Genomic DNA, 20,137 nt, shown 5'->3' on the forward strand with positions numbered 1-20,137 from the left:
GCTCCCGACCGTCCATACTCGGCAGTCGTGAGCACACTCGAAGTCACGACCGTCGCCGACGGCGTGCACGTCGCGTTCGGGCCGGACGTCAACTGGACACTGTTGGTCGACGGCGAGGACGTGACGCTGGTCGACTCGGGATATCCGCGGTACGTCGGTGCGGTCGTCGAATCGCTCCGTCGTGTCGGTCGGCGTCCGGAAGACGTGCGGGCGATCCTGCTGACACACGCGCACATCGACCACATCGGCGGCGCCGGCCACTTCGCCTCGACCTACGGCACGCCGGTGCTCACCTCGGACACCGAGGCGCGGCATGCCCGACGTGAGTATCTCGAACAGGCATCGCCGCTCGACGTGGCGCGTAACGTCTGGCGGCGCGGTGCGCTCGCATGGACGGTGCGCATCGCTCGCGCGGGCGGAACCGAATCGGGCGCCGTCGCCGACGCCGAGGGGTTCGACTCGGTCGTCGGATCCGTGCCGGGTGGGCCGTTGGACCTGCCGGGCGGGCCGGTGCCGCTCGACAGTTCGGGTCACACGTCCGGTCACACCGGGTATCACGTGCCGGGTGCGGGGGCCGTTCTGTCCGGTGACGCCCTGGTCACCGGACACGCTCTGAGCGTTCGGACCGGACCGCAGATGCTGCCGCCCCTGTTCGCGCACGATCGGCCGCGGGAGTTCGACGCGCTCGACGCTTTCGTCGGCCTGGACGCCGACGTCCTGATTCCCGGACACGGGGGAGTGCATCGCGGGTCCGTCGACGACGCGGTGCGGCGGGTCAGGTCCGCACGCGCCTGAGTCGACTCCGGGTCAGCGGGGTCGCCGAATGCGGATGGGACCCTTCGCCGTCGACGGGTCGACCACGTTTCCGCCCTGCGTGATCTCCGCCTCGCCCGCGGCGACGAGACGGCGGGCGGCGCGGCGGACGGGTTCCATCAGGGGGCGCCAGTCGTCCGGCGCCACGGCGCGAGCCACGTCGGAGGGACAGATCGACGAATCGCGCGAGCGACTGTCGAGCAGCCGCCGGATCGCGTCCTCGAGGCCGTCGTCGGCTCCCGCGGAGCCCGTGCGTCGGCACGCGTCGCTGCAGTACTTCACCGAGTCCCAGTCGCGTTCCCACTTCTTGCGCCACTCGATCCGTCGACCGCAGACGGCGCAGGTCTTGTCCGCCCGAGCCTCGGCCTCGCCGCTCGGCGCCTTCTTCCTGTGTGCCACCTCGTCGATTGTGCACCGGTCGGGGATAGCGTGAGCGCGTGCGCAGTCTCACGTCCTCTCTCGGCTCCCGGCGCGGTGGAGCTCCCCGGTCGTCCTCCAGCGTCGGCATGGCCAGCGGTGTCGGTGCGTACGGACTGTGGGGACTGTTCCCGGCCTTCTTCGGCGTGCTGTCCTTCGCCGGACCCGTCGAGGTCCTCGCGCACCGCATCGTGTGGACGTTGGTGCTCATGCTCGTCGTCCTGGCGGTGTTGGGACGACTGTCCACGCTGCGCGGTCTCCCGGCGCGCACGTGGGGTGTGGTGGCGTTGTCGTCGGCGTTCATCTCGATCAACTGGGGCGTCTACATCTTCGCGGTCTCGCAGGACCGTGTGGTCGAGGCAGCCCTCGGATACTTCGTCAATCCGCTCGTCAGTGTCCTGCTCGGCGTCGTGGTGTTCCGGGAGCGGTTGGGCCGTGCGCAGATCGCGGCCCTCGCGCTGGCCTTCGTCGCGGTGGTCGTGCTCACCGTCGACTACGGACGGCCTCCCGTCATCGCCCTCACCCTGGCCTTCTCGTTCGCGCTGTACGGCGTCATGAAGAAGGTGGTCCGGCTCGAACCCACCACGTCGCTGACCGCGGAGGGGCTCGTGGGGGCGCCGATCGCGATCGGTTACCTGGTGGTGCTGGGCGTCACCGGGGGAGCGAGCGCCCTCTCGCTCGGGGTGCCGCACGCCCTGCTGCTCGTCCTCGCCGGGCCCGTCACCGCACTGCCGCTGCTGCTGTTCGGGGTCGCCGCGCAGAAGCTGCCGTTGGTCACCCTCGGTCTGCTGCAGTACCTGACACCGGGCCTGCAGCTCGCGTGGGGAGTGCTGGTGCTGAACGAGGACATGCCCGCGTCGCGGTGGATCGGTTTCGCGCTCATCTGGTGCGCGCTGGCGATCTTCACGGTCGACTCCGTGCGGCGTCTGCGGGCGCATCGCGTGGCGTCGGTGCCGGTCGAGGCGGCGTCCGCGGACACCCCGCGCTAGTCCTCATCCGTCACAGTCGTCACACGCCGCGTGTGCGGAGAATGTTGTCGGCCCGACGACCTAGAGTGGATCCCGTGTCGGACTTCGTTCATCTCCACAATCACACCGAGTACTCCATGCTGGACGGGGCGGCGAAGATCGCGCCGATGTTCGCGGAGGCCCAGCGCCTGGGGATGAGCGCGGTCGGGATGACCGACCACGGCAACATGTACGGGGCCAGTGAGTTCTACAACGAGGCCAAGAAGGCCGGGGTCAAGCCCATCATCGGGATCGAGGCCTACATCGCCCCGGAGTCCCGTTTCAACAAGAAGCGCGTGCTGTGGGGAGACCGCAGCCAGAAGTCGGACGACGTCTCGGGCAGCGGCGCGTACACGCACATGACGATGGTGGCGGAGAACGCGACGGGTCTGCGCAACCTGTTCAAGCTGTCGTCCCTCGCGTCCACCGAGGGGCAGCTGGGCAAGTGGGCGCGCATGGACGAGGAGATCATCGCCAACCACGCCGAGGGCATCATCGCCACCACCGGCTGCCCGTCCGGCGAGATCCAGACCCGGCTTCGTCTGGGCCACGAGCGTGAGGCGCTCGAGGCGGCGGCCAAGTGGCAGGAGATCTGGGGCCCCGACAACTTCTTCCTCGAACTGATGGACCACGGTCTGTCGATCGAGCGGAGGGTGCGAGAAGGACTGCTGAGCATCGGGGAGCAGCTCGGCATCCCCCCGCTCGCGACCAACGACTGCCACTACGTCACCAAGGACGCGTCGGTCAATCACGAAGCGCTGCTGTGCATTCAGACCGGCAAGACGCTGAGCGATCCCACCCGGTTCAAGTTCGACGGCGACGGCTACTACCTCAAGTCCGCGGAGGAGATGCGCGCCCTCTGGGACGACGAGGTGCCCGGCGCGTGCGACTCCACGTTGCTCATCGCCGAACGCGTCCAGTCCTACGACGAGGTGTGGGAGCACCGCGACCGGATGCCGGTGTTCCCGGTGCCGGAGGGCTACACGCAGGGCACCTGGCTCCGCAAGGAGGTCATGGACGGCCTGCACCGCCGCTTCCCCGATGGTCCGACGGAGGAGTACCTCTCCCGTGCGGACTACGAGATCAGCGTCATCCTCGAGATGGGCTTCCCCGCCTACTTCCTCGTCGTCGGTGACCTCATCAACCACGCCAAGGAGGTCGGCATCCGCGTCGGCCCCGGTCGAGGTTCGGCGGCCGGGTCGCTCGTCGCCTACGCGATGGGGATCACCAACATCGACCCGCTCCCGCACGGTCTGCTGTTCGAGCGGTTCCTCAATCCCGAGCGCGTCTCCATGCCCGACATCGACATCGACTTCGACGATCGCCGACGCGGCGAGATGGTGCGCTACGCCACCGAGAAGTGGGGCAGTGATCGTGTCGCGCAGGTGATCACGTTCGGCACCATCAAGACGAAGGCCGCCATCAAGGACTCGGCCCGCGTGCAGTTCGGGCAGCCGGGCTTCGCCATCGCCGACCAGATCACCAAGGCACTGCCCCCGCCCGTGATGGCGAAGGACATCTCGGTCGCGGGTATCACCGATCCGACGCACGAGCGGTACAAGGAGGCCACCGAGGTCCGCTCGCTGATCGACTCGAACCCCGACGTCGCGAAGATCTACCAGACGGCCAAGGGTCTCGAGGGGCTGATCCGCAACGCCGGCGTCCACGCCTGCGCGGTCATCATGTCCTCGGAGCCGCTGACCGACGCCATCCCGGTGTGGAAGCGTCCGCAGGACGGCGCCATCATCACCGGCTGGGACTACCCGTCCTGCGAGGCCATCGGCCTGCTGAAGATGGACTTCCTGGGGCTGCGCAACCTCACGGTCATCGGTGACGCCATCGACAACATCAAGGCCAATCGCGGCATCGACATCGACCTCGACGCCCTGCCTCTCGATGATCCGGCGACGTTCGAACTGCTCTCGCGCGGAGACACTCTCGGCGTGTTCCAGCTCGACGGCAGCGCGATGCGGGACCTGCTGCGCAAGATGCAGCCCACCGGATTCGAGGACATCGTCGCCGTCCTGGCGCTCTACCGGCCCGGTCCGATGGGCATGAACTCGCACAACGACTACGCCGATCGCAAGAACGGCCGTCAAGAGGTCAAGCCGATTCACGCCGAACTCGAGGAACCGCTGAAGGTCATCCTCGGCGAGACGTACGGCCTGGTGGTCTATCAGGAGCAGATCATGCAGCTGGCGCAGAAGGTCGCCGGCTACTCGCTCGGCCAGGCCGACCTGCTGCGGCGCGCCATGGGAAAGAAGAAGCTGTCCGAGCTGGAGAAGGCGTACGCCGGATTCCGCCAGGGCATGCTGGACAACGATTTCTCCGAGGCCGCCATCAAGGCGCTCTGGGACACCGTGCTCCCGTTCGCCGGCTACGCGTTCAACAAGTCGCACTCGGCGGGGTACGGGCTGGTGTCCTACTGGACGGCGTATCTCAAGGCCAACTACCCGGCCGAGTACATGGCCGGACTGCTCACCAGTGTCGGCGACGACAAGGACAAGGCGGCGATCTATCTCGCCGACTGCAGACGGCTCGGCATCACCGTGCTGCCGCCGGACGTCAACGAGTCCGAGCTCAACTTCGCCTCGGTGGGCGAGGACATCCGCTTCGGTATGGGCGCGGTGCGCAACGTGGGCGCCAACGTCGTGGCGTCCATCATCTCGGCGCGCAAGGAGAAGGGGAAGTTCACCGACTTCTCCGACTACCTGGCCAAGATCGATGCGACTGCCTGCAACAAGAAGGTCACCGAGTCTCTCGTCAAGGCCGGTGGTTTCGATTCGCTGGACCATCCACGCAAGGGGCTGATGCTGATCCACGCCGACGCGATCGACTCGGTGCTGGGCACCAAGAAGGCGGAGGCCATCGGCCAGTTCGACCTGTTCGGCGGCGTCGACGCCGACGAGTCCATCACCTCCGTCTTCAACGTGAAGATCCCGGCCGAGGAGTGGGACAGCAAGCACCGTCTCGCTTTGGAGCGGGAGATGTTGGGGCTGTACGTGTCCGGGCATCCGCTGAACGGAGTCGAGCACGTGCTCGCGGCTCAGTCGGACACCGCCATTCCCACGATCCTCGAGGGCAGTCTGAAGGACGGCACGCAGGTCACGGTGGGCGGCATTCTGGCGTCGGTCAACCGACGGGTGAACAAGAACGGTCTGACCTGGGCGTCCGCCCAGCTCGAGGATCTCACCGGCGGTATCGAGGTGCTGTTCTTCCCGCAGGCGTACTCCGTGTTCGGTGCGGACGTCGCCGAGGACGCCGTGGTGCTGGTGAAGGCCAGGGTGTCGGCTCGGGACGATCGGATCTCGCTCATCGCGAACGACATCGCGGTTCCCGATCTGTCGTCCGTCGGTGTCGCCAAGCCCGTCGCCGTCAGCTTGCCGACGCGTCAGTGCACCGCGGACAAGGTCGGGGCGCTCAAGCGGGTGCTGGCCAGCCATCCCGGTACCACCGACGTGCACCTGCGCCTCATCAGTGGCGACCGGGTCACCATGCTCAAGGTGGACGAGAAGCTGCGCGTCACACCGTCGTCGGCGCTGATGGGCGATCTCAAGGCGCTGCTCGGACCCGGCTGCCTCACCGTCTGACGCTGCCTCACCGTCTGACGCTGCCTCACCGTCTGACGCTGCCTCACCGTCTGACGACGGCCGACCGCTCGACGGCTGCCGCGAGGTAGGCATCGGGATCGACGCCGAACGGGTTGTCCCGCAAGCCCTCCGCGATGACGTCGCGGTAGCGGTCGGCCGGCACTCCGCGTTCTCGCACGTGGCTCGACGTCAGAGTCATCGCCGGGACGCCGTCGATGTCGTCCAGGCGCAGCGCCGCGTCGTACTTGCCGCGGTGCGGCTCGGGCGACACCTCGACCGGCAGCAGCGCCCACGCTCCCGGCCGTGTCGGTAGGGACGCGCGGACGTCGAGTGTCTGCTCCGTCTGCGCGTTCTCCACCGTCGAGATGTGGTCGAGGGCGGCCCAGTCGAGCAGGTAGGCGCGGGCGATGCTGTCGGAGTCGGGGGAGGGTGTGAGCGAGAGGAACGCGGACGCTCCGGTCCACCGGGCCGAGACGCCGGCGAAGTACACCGCATGCGGCACGGTGATCCACCGGTGTTCGCGAGGAAGCGAGAGTGTCCGCGGGGCGGCGTGCGCACCGAATCTGCTGTCGGCCGCGGAGCCGCCCAAGTAGGCGTCGAGGCGTGCGGGCAGGGTGTTCGAGCCGTAGCCGACGTACCAGACGAGTTCGTGACTGTTCACAGGGACGGACGGTACCGTCGGATCGTCACGTCGAACTCGACCGAGAGGGATGATCCCATGATCACGAACTTCATCAACGCCGTGCTCGAACTCGTCGGTGGCATCGCCGCCGGAAGCAGCGGTCTCTACCTGGCCCCCGGTGTCCTGCCGTTCGGTTCCTGACATACGGCCGGACCACACGAACGCCGACGGGGCGCCCACGTGGAGTGGGCGCCCCGTCGGTGTCTGTCCGTGATCAGTGTCGGGTGCGGAACCGCTCGGTCGCGCCGAGGGCCCACCACAGCGTCACGCCGACAGCGGCGGAGGTGAGGACTGCCGTCTGCATGCTGACTGTCAGTGCGAGAGCGGCGAAGAGGATGACGGCGACCATGATGCTCTCGAGCTTGTAGAGCGGCCAGTCGGTGCCGGCCACGTCCACGGTACGAACGCTCGTCGAGTGCCGCGGGCGTGTGAACTGCAGGTCGACCGTGGTCATATTCGCCTCCCGAACCATTCGTGTTCCGTGTGCCGTGCGTTGGTCCCCAGGCTACACGTACATGGAAGTTAGGGCGACCGAAACCTCCTGATCACCCTGCGGATGGTTGCCGGAGACCGCCGAGGTGTGTGTACTGGGATCATGCCGCTGCACGGAGAGTACGAGCCGAGTCCGTCCACCTGGGCCGCCGATCAGGCCGACCTGTACGAGAGCTCGGGAGGGACCGAGGGCACCGAGATGCGGGGGATGCCCGTCATCCTCCTCACGACCATCGGGAACAAGACGGGCAAGCTCCGTCGGACCCCTCTGATGCGCGTGGAGCACGACGGTGCGTACGCCGCCGTCGCGTCGCTCGGCGGCGCGCCGAAGCACCCCGTCTGGTACTTCAACGTGCTCGCGAACCCCCACGTCGAACTGCGGGACAAGACCGAGAAGTGGGACATGGTCGCGCGCGAGGTCCACGGCGAGGAGAAGGCGCAGTGGTGGGAGCGCGCGGTCGCAGCCTACCCCGACTACGCGGACTACCAGAAGAAGACCGACCGCGAGATCCCTGTCTTCGTGCTCGAGCGGGCCTGAGCGCAGATTCGTCACCCCCGCCGGCGGCCGCTCCGCAGGTGAGGGTGGGTCGGTGGTCGTCGCACCACCGTGGCAGCATGTCCGTGTGACCGAGACGACGAGCCGTACCGACGCCGCTGCGCCGACCGCAGACGACATCGATGCCGCGGCCGTCCGGCTGCGGGACGTGGCCACCCGCACCCCGCTCGAGTTCTGCGAGCGGTTGTCCGAGCAGACGGGTGCGCGGATCCACCTCAAGCGCGAGGATCTCCAGCGCGTGCGCTCGTACAAGTTGCGCGGCGCGTACAACCTCATGCTGCAACTCGACGACGACGAGCGCGCGGTCGGTGTCGTGGCGGCGAGCGCCGGCAATCACGCGCAGGGTGTCGCGTTCGCGTGTCGGGCGCTCGGCATCCGCGGTCGCATCTACGTGCCGACCAACACCCCGAAGCAGAAGCGCGATCGCATCGCCTTCCACGGCGGCGACATGGTGCAGGTCATCAGCGTCGGCTCCACCTTCGATGCGGCCGCGGCGGCCGCCCTCGCCGACGTCCGCACCACCGGGGCCACCATCGTGCCGCCGTTCGACGACCCGAGAACCGTGGCGGGACAGGGAACCATCGCCGCGGAGATCCTGGAGCAGCTCGGTGCCGCTCCGGACGTCGTCGTGGTCGCGGTGGGCGGTGGTGGGTGCATGACGGGCATGTCGGCCTACCTCGCCGAGCGGTCGCCGAACACCTCCGTCGTCGGTGCGGAGCCTACCGGCGCCGCATCCATGGCGGCGGCGCTCATGGCCGGCGGCCCCGTCACACTCGACGAGATCGACCCGTTCGTCGACGGCGCCGCCGTGCGCCGGATCGGCGATCTCCCGTACCGGGTCGTGTCGTCGCTCGGCGCGACCGTCGCCTCGCATGCCTCGGTGACGGTCGGTGCGGGCGACGACGGACGCGGGTCGGTGGTGGTCACGCAGGTGGACGAGGGTGCCATCTGCACCGCGATGCTGGATCTGTACCAGAGTGAGGGCATCATCGCCGAACCCGCCGGAGCGCTGTCGGTGGCCGCGCTGTCGCAGATCGACATCCCGGCCGGCTCGTCCGTCGTGTGCCTGATCTCGGGCGGTAACAACGACGTCTCGCGCTACGGGGAGATTCTCGAACGGTCGCTCGTGCACAAGGGGCTGAAGCACTACTTCCTCGTCGATTTCCCGCAGGAGCCGGGCGCACTGCGCACGTTCCTCGACGTCGTTCTCGGTCCGGAGGACGACGTGACGCTGTTCGAGTACGTCAAGCGCAACAACCGCGAGACGGGTGCCGCGCTGGTGGGTATCGAGCTCGGTTCGGCCGCGGGCCTGTCGTCCCTCCTCGAGCGGATGGAGACGTCGCCGATGCACGTCGAGCATCTCGAGCCCGGGTCTCCCGCATACCGCTACCTGACCTGAGTCATCCGGCCGACCCCTGACCGCTCGGGTCGACACTGCTCGAACCGCCACCGAGGAGCCGTTCGACCACGTCACGGTGCAGGTCGGGCGGCGTGTGGGGGAGGCCGAGCAGCGCGGCGAGGTAGATGCCGTCGCCCACCAGCCGCACGATCTCGGCCTGCACCGGATCGGTCACCTCGCGCTGCAGCGCGCGGTCCCACATGCCCATGACGTCGATGACGGCCTGCTGCACCTCGCCGGGTCTGCCGTCGATGCTGCGCAGCGCGGCGAGAGTGGAGCGGTAGAGCGCCACCTCCTCGGCGGACGAGGCGTCCGGTGGCTGGAGATACCACTGCGCCAGCGAGGTGCCGGCGGCCTCCGCCTCGACGCGTTGGACGTCGGATCGTTCACCGAGGCGACGCACCAGCGCGGCCATCATCGCGTCCTTGCTGGGGAAGTGGTACAGCAGACCGCCTTTCGAGACGCCGGCCCGAGAGGCCACCGCCTCGAGGGTGGCCTTGTCCGCGCCGTCGTCGAGGAGCAGCGTCTCGAGGGCGTCCAGGATGCGGTCGCGTGTGTCGGCTGCCATGACACGCACTGTACCGGCCGGACGGTTGTTGCTACGCTGTCGGTGTCCGTCGACTGTACCGTCCGGACGGTAAACGAAAGAGGTGCCTCGTGTCCGTGTCCCCGGCAGCGTCCGTGCAGCCGAATCCCGACGATCTCGTACCGGCCGGCGCCACCCGCCGCGACTGGCTCGGTCTGGTGGTGCTGGCCGGTGCCGTGATGCTCATCGCCGTCGACGGCACCGTCCTCGACATCGCGCTGCCGTTCCTCAGCGCGGATCTCCGCCCGAGCAGCACCGAGCTGCTGTGGATCATCGACGTCTACTCGTTCGTCCTCGCCGGCCTGCTGGTCACCATGGGCACCGTCGGCGACCGCATCGGACGACGGCGGTTGCTCCTGATCGGCGCGGTCGGTTTCGGGCTGTCCTCGGTGCTCGCCGCCTTCGCGGTCGACCCCGCGATGATGATCGCGGCCCGTGTGCTGCAGGGCATCTCGGGTGCCACGTTGATGCCCGCCACCCTGGGCCTGATCCGCACGATGTTCCAGGTGCGCCGTGAACGCACGCTCGCGATCGGTGTCTGGGGTGCCATGGCCGGCGGCGGCGCGGCGGCGGGTCCTCTGGTGGGCGGGTGGCTTCTCGAGCACTTCTGGTGGGGCTCGGTCTTCCTGATCAACGTGCCGATCATGATCGCGCTGGTCGTCGTGGGTCCGTTCACCATCCCGGAGTCCAAGGATCCGGAACCGGGCCGATTCGACGTACCCAGCGCCGCGCTGTCGATCCTGGCCATCGTTCCCGTCGTCTACGCGATCAAGGAGACCGCGGCTCACGGGCCGCACCCGTCGATGATTCCGGTCGCGCTGGTCGGTCTGGCCGCGGGCACCGTCTTCGTCCGCCGGCAGGGCCGACTCGCCGCTCCGATGATCGACCTGACGCTGTTCGCGCAGCGTCGCTTCTCGACGGCCGTCGCGACGAACCTGCTGTCCGTCTTCGCGCTCGCGGGAGTGCTGTTCTTCGGCTCGCAGTACCTGCAGTCGGTTCTCGGCACGTCGCCTCTGGAGGCCGGTCTGATCATGCTGCCGGGAACGGCGACGAGCATCGTCGCGTCGCTCGCCGCCGCACATCTCGTACGCCGCTGGGAGGCGGGCACCGTTCTCGCCGTGGGACTCGGGGTCTCCGCGGCGGGGGCACTGCTCCTGACACGTCTCGGTCAGACCGACGGCATCGCCGTGTTCATGGCGTCGTTCGTCCTGGTCGGTGTCGGCGCTGGCCTCGCGCTGACGCTGACGTCGGATCTGGTGGTCGCCTCGGTTCCCGCGCCGCGCGCCGGCGCAGCGTCCGCGATCTCCGAGACGGCGTACGAACTCGGAATCGCTCTCGGCGTCGCGTTGCTCGGGTCGGTGGTGATGGCCGTGTTCCGTGGCGGTATCGACACGTCGGCGCTCGACCCGGACACCGCGTCGGGTGCCCGCGAGACCATCGGCGAGGCGGTCTCGCTCGCGCGGACGCTACCGGCGGAACTCGGTGACGCTCTGACCAGTTCGGCCGGCGCCGCCTTCGTCGACGGGATGCACGTCGCGGCGGTGGCCACCGCGATCGTGCTCGCCGCCAACGCTCTCCTCGTGGCTCTGGCTCTGCGTGGCTCGGACGCCGGCGGCGCGCCGGCCGAGCCGGAGAGTCACTCCAGCGGAACTCACTCCAGCACGACGAAGGAGTGACCCGGAACGGTCGTCGCCGACGCGGTCGCGTTCGGCGTCGGCTCGTCCCACCACAGCAGCGGTGAGCCGCCCACCGGCACTGTCACCGGCGAGTCGGTGAGGTTGCACGCGATGCTCAGACCACGGCCCGCGGTGGGGTGCGCCCGGTGGATCACGATCCATCGGGCGTCCTCGTCGTAGTCGACGTGCACGCCGGTCAACCACGGGTTCGTGATCTCGGTGCGCTGGGCGCGCAACGCCAGAAGTGCTCGGTAGCAGTCGAGTACGCGGGCGTGATCGCCCTCGGTGACCTCGTCCCAGTTCAGCTTCGAGTTCTCGAACGTCGCGGGATCCTGCGGGTCGGGGATGTCCTCGCTGTCCCACCCGTGGGACGCGAACTCGGCCTTGCGGCCCTTCGCGGTGGCCTCACCCAGCTCGGGTTCGGGATGGGAGGTGAAGAACTGGAACGGGGTGGAGGCGTCGAACTCCTCACCCATGAAGAGCATCGGGGTGAAGGGGGACAACAGGATCAGCGCCGCCTTGACCGCCAGCTGCCCCGGCGTGAGTGAGAAGCCGGGACGATCGCCGATTGCGCGGTTGCCCACCTGATCGTGCGTCGTGGTGTACGCGACGAGCGAGCTCGCCGGGAGCACCCGTCGGTCCAGGGGTCGACCGTGCACGCGGCCACGGAAGGTCGAAAACGTCCCGGCGTGGAAGAAGCCCTGCGTGATGGTGGTCGCGAGGCACTGCATCGAGCCGAAGTCACCGAAGTAGCCCTGACGTTCGCCGGACACCGCTGCGTGCACGGCATGGTGGACGTCGTCGTCCCACTGGGCAGTGAGGCCGTACCCGCCGCCCGCCCGGGGAGTGATGAGCGTCGGGTCGTTGAGGTCACTCTCCGCGACCAGGCTCAGGGGTCGACCGACGTGCGCCGACAGGGCCTCGGTCTCCACGGCGAGCTGCTCGAGGATGTGGGTGGCCGTGGTGTCGGCCAGGGCGTGCACCGCATCGAGACGGAGCGCGTCCACGTGGAACTGCTCGAACCACCGCAGTGCGTTGTCGATGATGTAGCGCCGCACCGTGTCCGACTCCGCGCCGGCCACGTTGACCGTCTGTCCCCAGGAGTTCGCACCCTCGGACATGTACGGGCCGAACTTCTCAAGGTAGTTGCCCGACGGACCCAGGTGGTTGTAGACCACGTCGAGCGTGACGGCCAGCCCCCGGGCGTGGCAGGCGTCGACGAACCGCTGGAAACCTTCCGGACCGCCGTAGCCCTCGTGGACGGTGTACCAGAGGACGCCGTCGTAGCCCCAGTTGTGTGTCCCGTTGAAACCGTTGACCGGCATGACCTCCACGAAGGTCACGCCGAGGTCGACGAGGTGATCGAGTCGGTCGATCGCCGCGTCGAACGTCCCCTCCGCGGTGAAGGTGCCGATGTGCAGTTCGTACAGCACGCCGCCCGCCAGCGGGCGACCCGTCCACGCGTCGTCGGTCCACGCGAAGGTGTCCGCGGAGTACAGCGCCGAGGCCTCGTGCACGCCGTCCGGCTGCCGCGGCGAGCGCGGATCCGGGATCACCGCATCGTCGTCGTCCAGGACGAAGCCGTACCGGGCACCGTCGGCGGCGGGCACCTCGGCGCTCCACCACCCGTCCTTCTCGGTCATCGGGTGCAGGTCGCCGTCGAGGTGCAGTCGGACCCGCTCGGGTGTGGGTGCCCAGACCGCGAACGTCCGGGGTCCAGTGGTGCGGGAAGCGGCGCGAACCGGAGTGCTCATGGACGCATCCTTACCCAGTAGCCGGGCCACCGACACCGGACCGGCGGGGGAGTTGCACCACACCCGGGTCGTCGGGTTCTGTCGCGGTGGTCGCGGTGAGTGCATGCTGGTGGTGTGGACGACGACATGCACGCCCGGTCCGACGACATCTACGAGCTCCCGATGTTCCCGCTCGGCTCGGTGGTACTTCCGGGGGACGACGTGCCGTTGCACGTGTTCGAGCCCCGCTACCGCGCGATGGTGCAGCACTGCCTGGACACCGAGTCGCACTTCGGGGTGGCGCTCATCGAGCGAGGCCACGAGGTCGGCGGCGGGGACGTGCGCGGCGTGGCCGCAGTGTCGACCCGGATCGACCGCGCCCTCCCCACACCGGACGGGCGCTTCGTGCTCGAGTGCCGCGGAGTCGACCGGATCCGCGTGCTGGAGTGGCTGCCGGACGATCCGTACCCGCGGGCGCGTGTCACCGCCTGGCCCGATCTCCCGGCGGGCGACGAATCGCTGGACGAGGTGTACGACCTCGTGCAGGAGCGCACCGACCGGCTGTTCGAGATCCTGACCGGCATCGCACGCTCGCGTGATCTGCCCACACCCGAGGCGCCGCGTGTCGACGCGGACGGAACGCGCTCCGGCGCCGAGGTCTGGGAGTTCGCGTCGTCCCTGCCGCTCGGCTCGTCCGATCGCGCGAAGGTGCTCGCGGCAGAAACGGTCGGACGACGACTCCACGTCCTCGCGACCGCTCTCGAGGACGTCATCGCGATCGCCGAGTTCTCCGCGCTGCCCGATCTCTGACCGTCCGACGACGCGGTCGGGGTCTCGATCCGACAGTCGTGGTCCGCGGTCGTTGCTCGCCCACTAGGGTTCTCGGGGCGGGGGTACGCAATCGACACAGGAGGACCCGAGTGGCTCACGAGCGAGCGGGACAACGGGCACAGGCATCGGATCTGGTTGATCTGTCGCATCTGGTGACGGCCTACTACAGCGTGAAGCCGGACGTCGAGAATCCCGATCAGCAGGTGGTCTTCGGTACCTCCGGACATCGTGGATCGTCCCTGGACGGCGCCTTCAACGAAGACCACATCGTGGCCACGACACAGGCCATCGTGGAGTACCGGTCCGCGCAGGGCACCACGGGACCGCTCTTCCTCGGTCGCGACACCCACGCGCTCTCCGAGCCCGCGTGGGTCACCGCCGTGGAAGTTCTCGCCGCCAACGACGTTGCGGTGCTGGTGGATTCGGCAGACCGCTACACGCCCACCCCGGCGGTGAGCCACGCGATCCTGCGTCACAACGCCTCGGGTCCGTCGGCGCTCGCGGACGGCATCGTCGTCACGCCGTCCCACAACCCGCCGCGCGACGGCGGTTTCAAGTACAACCCGCCGAACGGTGGACCCGCCGACAGCGACGCCACCTCCGTGATCGCGGCGCGCGCCAACGAGATCCTGCGCTCCGGTGTGTCGTCCGTGAAGCGCGTGTCTCTGGCGTCGGCACTGGCCGGGTCCGTGCAGAAGTACGACTTCCTCACCACGTACGTGGACGATCTCCCGTCCGTCGTCGACATCGATGCCATCCGGTCCGCGGGTGTGCGCATCGGCGCCGATCCGCTGGGCGGTGCGAGCGTCGACTACTGGGCGGCGATCGCCGAGCGACACCGCCTCGATCTGACCGTGGTCAACCCGCTCGTCGACGCGACATGGCGGTTCATGACCCTGGACACCGACGGCAAGATCCGGATGGACTGCTCGTCGCCCAACGCGATGGCGTCGTTGATCGGCGCCCGGCACGACTACGACGTGTCGACGGGCAACGACGCCGATGCGGACCGGCACGGCATCGTCACCCCCGACGGCGGACTGATGAACCCGAACCACTACCTCGCGGTGGCGATCGACTACCTGTTCTCGCACAGGCCGGGATGGCCCGCCGAGGCGGCGGTCGGCAAGACCCTCGTCAGTTCCTCGATGATCGACCGCGTCGTGGCCTCGCTCGGTCGCACCCTGCTCGAGGTGCCCGTGGGGTTCAAGTGGTTCGTGCCCGGTCTCGTCTCCGGTGAGATCGGGTTCGGCGGCGAGGAGAGCGCCGGCGCCTCGTTCCTGCGGACGGACGGATCCGTCTGGACCACCGACAAGGACGGCATCATCCTGGCCCTGCTCGCCTCCGAGATCACCGCGGTGACCGGGAAGACACCGTCGACCCGCTACCGGGAGCTCACCGAGCAGTTCGGTGACCCGTCCTACGCACGCACCGATGCGCCCGCGACGCGCGAGCAGAAGGCCGTGTTGGCGAAGCTGTCGGCGGAGCAGGTCACCGCGACCACCCTGGCGGGGGAGGACATCACCGCCACGCTCACCTCGGCTCCCGGCAACGGGGCGGCTCTGGGCGGACTCAAGGTCACCACGGACAGCGCCTGGTTCGCCGCTCGGCCGTCGGGTACGGAGGACGTCTACAAGATCTACGCCGAGTCCTTCCGCGGTGCGGATCACCTCGCCGAGGTGCAGAGCGCCGCACGCGATCTCGTGTCGTCCGTCCTGACCGGGGAGTGAGCGCCGCAGCAGGGGCCGGTGCCGGGACGCGGGGGACCGCCCCCGATCCCACCCGCGACATCTGGATCCTCGTCTCGGCCGCGTTCGTCATCGCACTCGGCTTCGGCATCGTCGCGCCCGCGCTCCCGGGGTTCGCGCTCGCCTTCGGGGTCGACGAGTTCGCGGTCACCGTCATCATCAGTGCCTTCGCGGCGACACGGCTGATCTTCGCGCCCGCCAGCGGATCGCTCGTGCAGCGCATCGGCGAGCGCCGGGTCTACCTCACCGGTCTCGTCGTCGTCGCGGTGTCGACCGGGTTGTGCGCACTGGCCCAGACGTACTGGCAACTCCTCCTCTTCCGGTCGCTCGGCGGTATCGGGTCCACCATGTTCACCGTGTCCGCGCTGGGACTGCTCATCCGGATCGCCCCGCCCGATCGCCGCGGGCGCGTCTCCGGCATGTACGCGTCGAGCTTCCTGGCCGGCACAGTCCTGGGCCCGTTCGTGGGCGGCATCGTGCTCGGTGTCGGAGGTCTGCGGGCGCCGTTCGTCTTCTACGCCGTGACGCTGGTCGCGGCCGCCGCCGTCGTGGCGGTGGGCCTACGAACACCCGCCGCGACCACGGAGGCCCATCGGGACGCGGCGGTCGTGCTGCGGTTCGCCGACGCCCTGCGCTCCCCGACGTACCGGTCGGCCCTGCTGTCCAACTTCGCCAACGGATGGGCGGTGTTCGGCGTGCGCACGGCCATCGTGCCGCTGTTCGTCGTCGCCGCGCTCGGACGCAGCGATTCCATGGCCGCCGTGGCCCTCGCGGTGTTCGCGGTGGGCAACGCGGTGGTGTTGGTGCCGGCGGGGCGATGGTCCGATCGGTACGGGCGCAAGCCGTTCCTCGTCGCCGGGCTCCTGCTGTGCGGCGCATCGACCGCGACCATGGGCATCTCGGGATCGACGGAGGTGTTCCTCGTGATCACCTTCGTCGCCGGGCTCGGGTCCGGGCTGATCACGCCGACCCAGCAGGCGGCGGTGGCCGACATGATCGGCTCGCGCGCCCGCGGAGGCCCCGTCCTCGCCGCATTCCAGATGGCCATGGACGTGGGCTCGGTCATCGGGCCGCTGGTCGCCGGTGTACTCGTGACGGAACTCTCCTACGCGGCCGCGTTCGGGACCTCGGGCGCCATCCTGCTGATCGCCGCGGTCGGTTGGATGGTGGTACCCGACACGCGGTCCGGGCGGGTGTCGCTGACCGGGAAGCCCAGCGCGGTGACGATCGATCCGGACGGCGACTCAGGCGGTGCCGACACCGATGAGGGATCCGACGGCGTAGGTCGCCGCGACGGCGAGTGAGCCGAACAGTAGTTGGCGGAGCGCTCCGACGACGGTCGACCGCGAGGTGAAGTGCGCGGCGAGCGCGCCCGCGATCATGAGGCCCACGGCGCCGCACGCGAGCCCGAGGGCGAGGACGTCCGATCCCAGCAGGAACGGTATGAGCGGAATGATCGCGCCGATCGAGAACAGGACGAAGGACGATCCGGCCGCCACCCACGGTGACGGCTTCTCGGTGGGGTCGACACCCAACTCCCGCGAGATGTGCAGATCCACGGCACGATCGGCGTCCGTGTGGATCTCGCGCGCGGCGACCGTGGCCGTCTCGGTCGACATGCCCATGTCGGTGAGCATGCCCACCAACTCCGCCTGTTCGGCCTCCGGGTACTTCGTGAACGCGGCGCGCTCGGTGGTCACCTCGGCATCGATCTGCTCGTTCTGGGTGGACACGGACGTGAACTCGCCGAGTGCCATCGAGAACGCTCCCGCGACGAGGCCGGCGATGCCGCTGAGGACCAGCGCGTGCGTCGAGACGCCCGCACCGCCGACACCCGCGATGAGCGAGGTGTTGGTCACCAGTCCGTCCATGGCCCCGAACGTGGCGGCCCGGAGCCAGCCTCCCGAGACGTCGGCGTGTGTGTGATCGATGTCGTGGGGCAGGCCGGGCCCTCCCTCGACGGGCACGGCGGACGCCTGCGGATCACGGGGCTCGATGTGGGTCACGGGGCGAATGTACGCGCGCCGGAACGTCTCTACCAGCAAGCATTGGCATACCTGACATCCAGTTCTCAGCACACTGTCAGTCGCGCATGACACAGTATTCGCGTGAATGCCTCGAAATCGTCGTCATCGAAATCGTCGAGCAAGTACACGCCACAGAAGTCGTCGAGCACGTCGACCTATGTTCTGGGCGGTCTCGCTCTCCTGGTCATCGCGGCCGTCGTCATCGGCGGAGTGTTGTGGCAGAATTCCCGCAGCCAGCCGCGCGCCGACGGATACGGGTCTGTGCAGAATGCGGCGGTCACCTCCTCGGTCGACGACGACGGCGTGGTGCGGCTGGGTCTCCCGGAGGCGACACGCACGGTCGACATCTACGAGGACGCGATGTGCCCGTACTGCGCCGAGTTGGAGAACACCTACGGCCAGGAACTCGCGCAGAAGATCGACGAGGGCACCATCGCGGTGCGCTATCACATGCTCGACTTCCTGAATCAGTTGTCGCCCAGCGGTGACTACAGCACCCGTGCGGCCGCCGCATCGCAGTGCGTCGCCGCCACGGGCGACGGGCCCGCCTACTCCGCATTCCACTCGGCCCTGTTCTCGCCGGACTTCCAGCCGGAGGAGAAGGGCAGCGCGGACCACACCGCGGACGAGCTCGCCGCCCGCGCCACGGAGGCGGGAGCCTCCGACGACGCGGCGCAGTGCATCACCGACGGAACGCGAGTGGCGGACGCCGCCACCGACGCTGCGACGGGCAGCGCGGCGCTCGCAGCTGCCGGCGCGCGAGGCACTCCCACCGTCATCGTGGACGGCGCGATCGTCGACACCACCACCAACTCCGCCTGGGTGTCCGATCTCGGCTGACGCTGATTTGGACCTCGTCGAACCGATGGTGTAACTTCGGTCGAGCGTTCTTCGAGCGGTGCGAAACACTCTTTCTCACGGTCAGAAGGGCACGGGGCTATGGCGCAGCTGGTAGCGCACCACACTGGCAGTGTGGGGGTCAGGGGTTCGAGTCCCCTTAGCTCCACCGATTGACAGCTCCACCGGAGTAACGGCTCCACCGAAGTAGGCGGACACGCGAAAGGCCCCGTACCGGTCAGGTACGGGGCCTTTCGCGTGTGATGTGGTGTCAGTGCGCTGCGTCGTACGCGCTCTGCACCTCGGAGGGAATGCGCCCGCGGCTCGACACCGTGAATCCCGCGTCCACGGCCCATTCGCGCACGGCCCTGGTCTGTTCGGGACTGCGTCGTCCCATCGGCTTCGTGCTGCGTCGTCCGCTGCGCGTTCCGGCCGACACCTTCGCCGCGTGCTCGATGTAATAACCCAGAACACGTCGGAACTCGGCGGCATTGTCGGGCCCGAGGTCGATCTCGTAGTGCGTGCCGTCGACCGCGAACGTGATGTGTTCGCCGTCGTCCTCGAGAGGTGTTCTGTCGATGTCGTCGACCAGCTGAACAACGACCTTCTTCGCCATGTCTTCTGCTTTCGTCGCTGAGCTCGGTTAATCACGCTTTGCCGAGACCATACCGTGTGAACCGCCCTTCCAATTCGGTCGGGGGCGCCGCGATACACGTCATTTTCTCGGGGCGCGGAGCCATTGTGCACGGATATCGCGATTCACGCTGTCCGGACTCGCGAACGGTCACGACGGGGTCACGGACGGCTACCGATCATCACACGTTCAACCAATTCGCCGTGCCATTCTTGGAAATCGCGAGAACATCGTGTCGGCGTACGTGCGCCGAGGTGGGAAGTGGGGCGTATGCGATCGTCGGTTGCACGACACTGTGGTGTCTCGATCCTCGCGGTCGCACTGGTCTCCGTGGCGGTCCCGCCGGGGGCCGCTGCGATCCCGGTGACACCGGACGCACCGCTCGCGGGCACCGTGATCTTCCTCGATCCCGGACACCAGGGAACGGGCCACGGGGAGAACCTCGCAGCGCAGGTGGACGACGGCCGGGGCGGTACGAAGGACTGCCAGACGAGCGGGATGACGGCGCTCGGCGGAACGCCGGAACACACCATCGTCTGGGACGTGTCGCAACTGGTGGCCTCGCGCCTCGAGAGTCTGGGTGCCGAGATCGTGCTGAGCCGGCCGGACGACACGGGATGGGGTGGCTGCATCACCGACCGCGCGCGAGCGGCGAGTGCATCGGGCGCCGCGGTGGCGGTGAGTGTTCACGCCGACTCCACCTCACTCCGCTCCGACGACGCGCATCACGGATTCCACGTCATCGTGCCGGCGCTGCCGGTGCCGTCCGCCGACGTCGACGAGGTGCAGTCCGGTGAGGGACGGCGTGCATCCACCGCCATGCGGGACGCGTACGAGCGAGCCGGATTCACCCCGGCGAACTATGCGGGGGTGGACGGGCTGCAGGTGCGATCCGACGTGGCCGCCCCCGCTCTCACGACCGTCCCCGTCGTCTTCCTCGAGATGGGCAACGGGTCGAACCCGTCGGATGCCGCCGAGCTCGAGAGTGCCGAGGGTCGCGCGTCCCATGCGGCGGCGATCGCGACCGGGATCGTCGATTTCGTGGCGGGAAGGCCGGAGGCCGGTCGGTAGGGGCGGGGAGGCTGAATCGGCTGACGTACCCTGACGCG

General features: G+C 68.6%; 18 protein-coding genes, 1 tRNA gene and 1 pseudogene. 12 read left to right on the forward strand and 8 right to left on the reverse strand.

Annotated features, from left to right (window positions below; translation table 11 throughout):
- Nucleotides 1-27 precede the first annotated feature (27 nt).
- On the forward strand, nucleotides 28-795 hold the full coding sequence (locus tag OHB23_RS12385; RefSeq protein ID WP_027505869.1) for an MBL fold metallo-hydrolase: 768 nt from the start codon (nucleotides 28-30) through the stop codon (nucleotides 793-795).
- Between the two features lie 12 nt (nucleotides 796-807).
- Here the strand turns inward: OHB23_RS12385 and OHB23_RS12390 are convergent, their stop codons facing one another.
- Together OHB23_RS12390 and OHB23_RS12395 are read right to left on the reverse strand one after the other, a co-directional pair.
- Nucleotides 808-1,095 carry a DUF3253 domain-containing protein gene (locus OHB23_RS12390; RefSeq protein ID WP_285186082.1) on the reverse strand — a complete coding sequence of 96 codons (288 nt, stop codon included), beginning with the start codon at nucleotides 1,093-1,095 and terminating at the stop codon, nucleotides 808-810.
- Nucleotides 1,078-1,212, reverse strand: a pseudogene (locus OHB23_RS12395) (DUF2256 domain-containing protein); the annotation flags it as partial. The gene OHB23_RS12390 and the pseudogene OHB23_RS12395, both read right to left, overlap by 18 nt.
- Nucleotides 1,213-1,319: 107 nt before the next feature.
- Between OHB23_RS12395 and rarD the strand changes: the two are divergent.
- Together rarD and dnaE are read left to right on the forward strand one after the other, a co-directional pair.
- Nucleotides 1,320-2,219 carry an EamA family transporter RarD gene (gene rarD, locus OHB23_RS12400; RefSeq protein ID WP_307097397.1) on the forward strand — a complete coding sequence of 300 codons (900 nt, stop codon included), beginning with the start codon at nucleotides 1,320-1,322 and terminating at the stop codon, nucleotides 2,217-2,219.
- A gap of 41 nt (nucleotides 2,220-2,260) precedes the next feature.
- The gene (dnaE, locus tag OHB23_RS12405) at nucleotides 2,261-5,827 is read left to right on the forward strand and encodes a DNA polymerase III subunit alpha (protein WP_442972981.1); all 3,567 of its coding nucleotides are present in this window, start codon (nucleotides 2,261-2,263) and stop codon (nucleotides 5,825-5,827) included.
- Nucleotides 5,828-5,870: 43 nt separating this feature from the next.
- Here the strand turns inward: dnaE and OHB23_RS12410 are convergent, their stop codons facing one another.
- Nucleotides 5,871-6,488, reverse strand: coding sequence for a hypothetical protein (locus tag OHB23_RS12410; RefSeq protein ID WP_027505873.1), 618 nt, complete (start codon nucleotides 6,486-6,488; stop codon nucleotides 5,871-5,873).
- A 235-nt stretch (nucleotides 6,489-6,723) separates the two neighbouring features.
- On the reverse strand, nucleotides 6,724-6,963 hold the full coding sequence (locus OHB23_RS12415; RefSeq protein WP_027505874.1) for a hypothetical protein: 240 nt from the start codon (nucleotides 6,961-6,963) through the stop codon (nucleotides 6,724-6,726).
- Nucleotides 6,964-7,104: 141 nt separating this feature from the next.
- Here OHB23_RS12415 and OHB23_RS12420 point away from each other — a divergent pair, with 141 nt between their 5' ends.
- A complete protein-coding gene (locus OHB23_RS12420) occupies nucleotides 7,105-7,539 on the forward strand; it encodes a nitroreductase family deazaflavin-dependent oxidoreductase (RefSeq protein ID WP_027505875.1) in 435 nt (144 codons plus the stop codon).
- Nucleotides 7,540-7,624: 85 nt separating this feature from the next.
- Nucleotides 7,625-8,956, forward strand: a complete 1,332-nt coding sequence (gene ilvA, locus OHB23_RS12425; protein ID WP_328809631.1) for a threonine ammonia-lyase IlvA — start codon at nucleotides 7,625-7,627, stop codon at nucleotides 8,954-8,956.
- A 1-nt stretch (nucleotide 8,957) separates the two neighbouring features.
- On the opposite strand, the gene OHB23_RS12430 is transcribed toward ilvA, so the two are convergent.
- Nucleotides 8,958-9,524 carry a TetR/AcrR family transcriptional regulator gene (locus OHB23_RS12430; RefSeq protein ID WP_056446231.1) on the reverse strand — a complete coding sequence of 189 codons (567 nt, stop codon included), beginning with the start codon at nucleotides 9,522-9,524 and terminating at the stop codon, nucleotides 8,958-8,960.
- 89 nt (nucleotides 9,525-9,613) lie between these two features.
- Between OHB23_RS12430 and OHB23_RS12435 the strand changes: the two genes are divergently transcribed.
- Nucleotides 9,614-11,218 (forward strand): MFS transporter, encoded by a 1,605-nt coding sequence (locus tag OHB23_RS12435; protein WP_328809632.1) that lies wholly within the window; start codon nucleotides 9,614-9,616, stop codon nucleotides 11,216-11,218.
- On the opposite strand, the gene treZ is transcribed toward OHB23_RS12435, so the two are convergent.
- Nucleotides 11,194-12,972: a malto-oligosyltrehalose trehalohydrolase gene (gene treZ, locus OHB23_RS12440; protein WP_328809633.1), complete on the reverse strand. Its 1,779-nt coding sequence runs from the start codon at nucleotides 12,970-12,972 to the stop codon at nucleotides 11,194-11,196. The genes OHB23_RS12435 and treZ overlap by 25 nt on opposite strands.
- Nucleotides 12,973-13,086: 114 nt before the next feature.
- On the opposite strand from treZ, the gene OHB23_RS12445 reads away from it, so the two are divergent.
- The 3 genes from OHB23_RS12445 (at nucleotide 13,087) to OHB23_RS12455 (ending at nucleotide 16,834) form a co-directional block, all read left to right on the forward strand.
- Complete coding sequence (locus OHB23_RS12445; RefSeq protein ID WP_222637780.1) at nucleotides 13,087-13,761, forward strand: LON peptidase substrate-binding domain-containing protein; 675 nt, start codon at nucleotides 13,087-13,089, stop codon at nucleotides 13,759-13,761.
- A 110-nt stretch (nucleotides 13,762-13,871) separates the two neighbouring features.
- Nucleotides 13,872-15,512 (forward strand): phosphoglucomutase (alpha-D-glucose-1,6-bisphosphate-dependent), encoded by a 1,641-nt coding sequence (pgm, locus tag OHB23_RS12450; RefSeq protein WP_222630619.1) that lies wholly within the window; start codon nucleotides 13,872-13,874, stop codon nucleotides 15,510-15,512.
- The gene (locus tag OHB23_RS12455; RefSeq protein ID WP_328809634.1) at nucleotides 15,509-16,834 is read left to right on the forward strand and encodes an MFS transporter; all 1,326 of its coding nucleotides are present in this window, start codon (nucleotides 15,509-15,511) and stop codon (nucleotides 16,832-16,834) included. The genes pgm and OHB23_RS12455 overlap by 4 nt, the downstream gene beginning before the upstream one ends.
- On the opposite strand, the gene OHB23_RS12460 is transcribed toward OHB23_RS12455, so the two are convergent.
- Entirely contained in the window at nucleotides 16,775-17,527 is a 753-nt protein-coding gene (locus OHB23_RS12460) for a VIT1/CCC1 transporter family protein (RefSeq protein ID WP_442973041.1), read from the reverse strand. The genes OHB23_RS12455 and OHB23_RS12460 overlap by 60 nt on opposite strands.
- A gap of 111 nt (nucleotides 17,528-17,638) precedes the next feature.
- Between OHB23_RS12460 and OHB23_RS12465 the strand changes: the two genes are divergently transcribed.
- Nucleotides 17,639-18,397, forward strand: coding sequence for a DsbA family protein (locus OHB23_RS12465; protein ID WP_328809635.1), 759 nt, complete (start codon nucleotides 17,639-17,641; stop codon nucleotides 18,395-18,397).
- A 93-nt stretch (nucleotides 18,398-18,490) separates the two neighbouring features.
- Nucleotides 18,491-18,563, forward strand: a tRNA-Ala gene (locus OHB23_RS12470).
- Between the two features lie 102 nt (nucleotides 18,564-18,665).
- Here OHB23_RS12470 and OHB23_RS12475 read toward each other — a convergent pair.
- Nucleotides 18,666-19,010 carry a histone-like nucleoid-structuring protein Lsr2 gene (locus OHB23_RS12475; protein ID WP_328809636.1) on the reverse strand — a complete coding sequence of 115 codons (345 nt, stop codon included), beginning with the start codon at nucleotides 19,008-19,010 and terminating at the stop codon, nucleotides 18,666-18,668.
- A 288-nt stretch (nucleotides 19,011-19,298) separates the two neighbouring features.
- On the opposite strand from OHB23_RS12475, the gene OHB23_RS12480 reads away from it, so the two are divergent.
- Complete coding sequence (locus OHB23_RS12480; protein ID WP_051613375.1) at nucleotides 19,299-20,099, forward strand: N-acetylmuramoyl-L-alanine amidase; 801 nt, start codon at nucleotides 19,299-19,301, stop codon at nucleotides 20,097-20,099.
- Nucleotides 20,100-20,137: the final 38 nt, after the last annotated feature.

This window comes from Rhodococcus sp. NBC_00294, assembly GCF_036163995.1.
Lineage (GTDB): Bacteria > Actinomycetota > Actinomycetes > Mycobacteriales > Mycobacteriaceae > Rhodococcoides.

Coding starts and splice junctions, on each gene's coding strand:
- dnaE (WP_442972981.1), top strand. CDS start 2,261: ATGTTGTCGGCCCGACGACCTAGAGTGGATCCCGTGTCGGACTTCGTT.
- OHB23_RS12430 (WP_056446231.1), bottom strand. CDS start 9,524: ATGGCAGCCGACACACGCGACCGCATCCTGGACGCCCTCGAGACGCTG.
- OHB23_RS12475 (WP_328809636.1), bottom strand. CDS start 19,010: ATGGCGAAGAAGGTCGTTGTTCAGCTGGTCGACGACATCGACAGAACA.
- treZ (WP_328809633.1), bottom strand. CDS start 12,972: ATGAGCACTCCGGTTCGCGCCGCTTCCCGCACCACTGGACCCCGGACG.
- OHB23_RS12420 (WP_027505875.1), top strand. CDS start 7,105: ATGCCGCTGCACGGAGAGTACGAGCCGAGTCCGTCCACCTGGGCCGCC.
- rarD (WP_307097397.1), top strand. CDS start 1,320: ATGGCCAGCGGTGTCGGTGCGTACGGACTGTGGGGACTGTTCCCGGCC.
- OHB23_RS12415 (WP_027505874.1), bottom strand. CDS start 6,963: ATGACCACGGTCGACCTGCAGTTCACACGCCCGCGGCACTCGACGAGC.
- OHB23_RS12480 (WP_051613375.1), top strand. CDS start 19,299: ATGCGATCGTCGGTTGCACGACACTGTGGTGTCTCGATCCTCGCGGTC.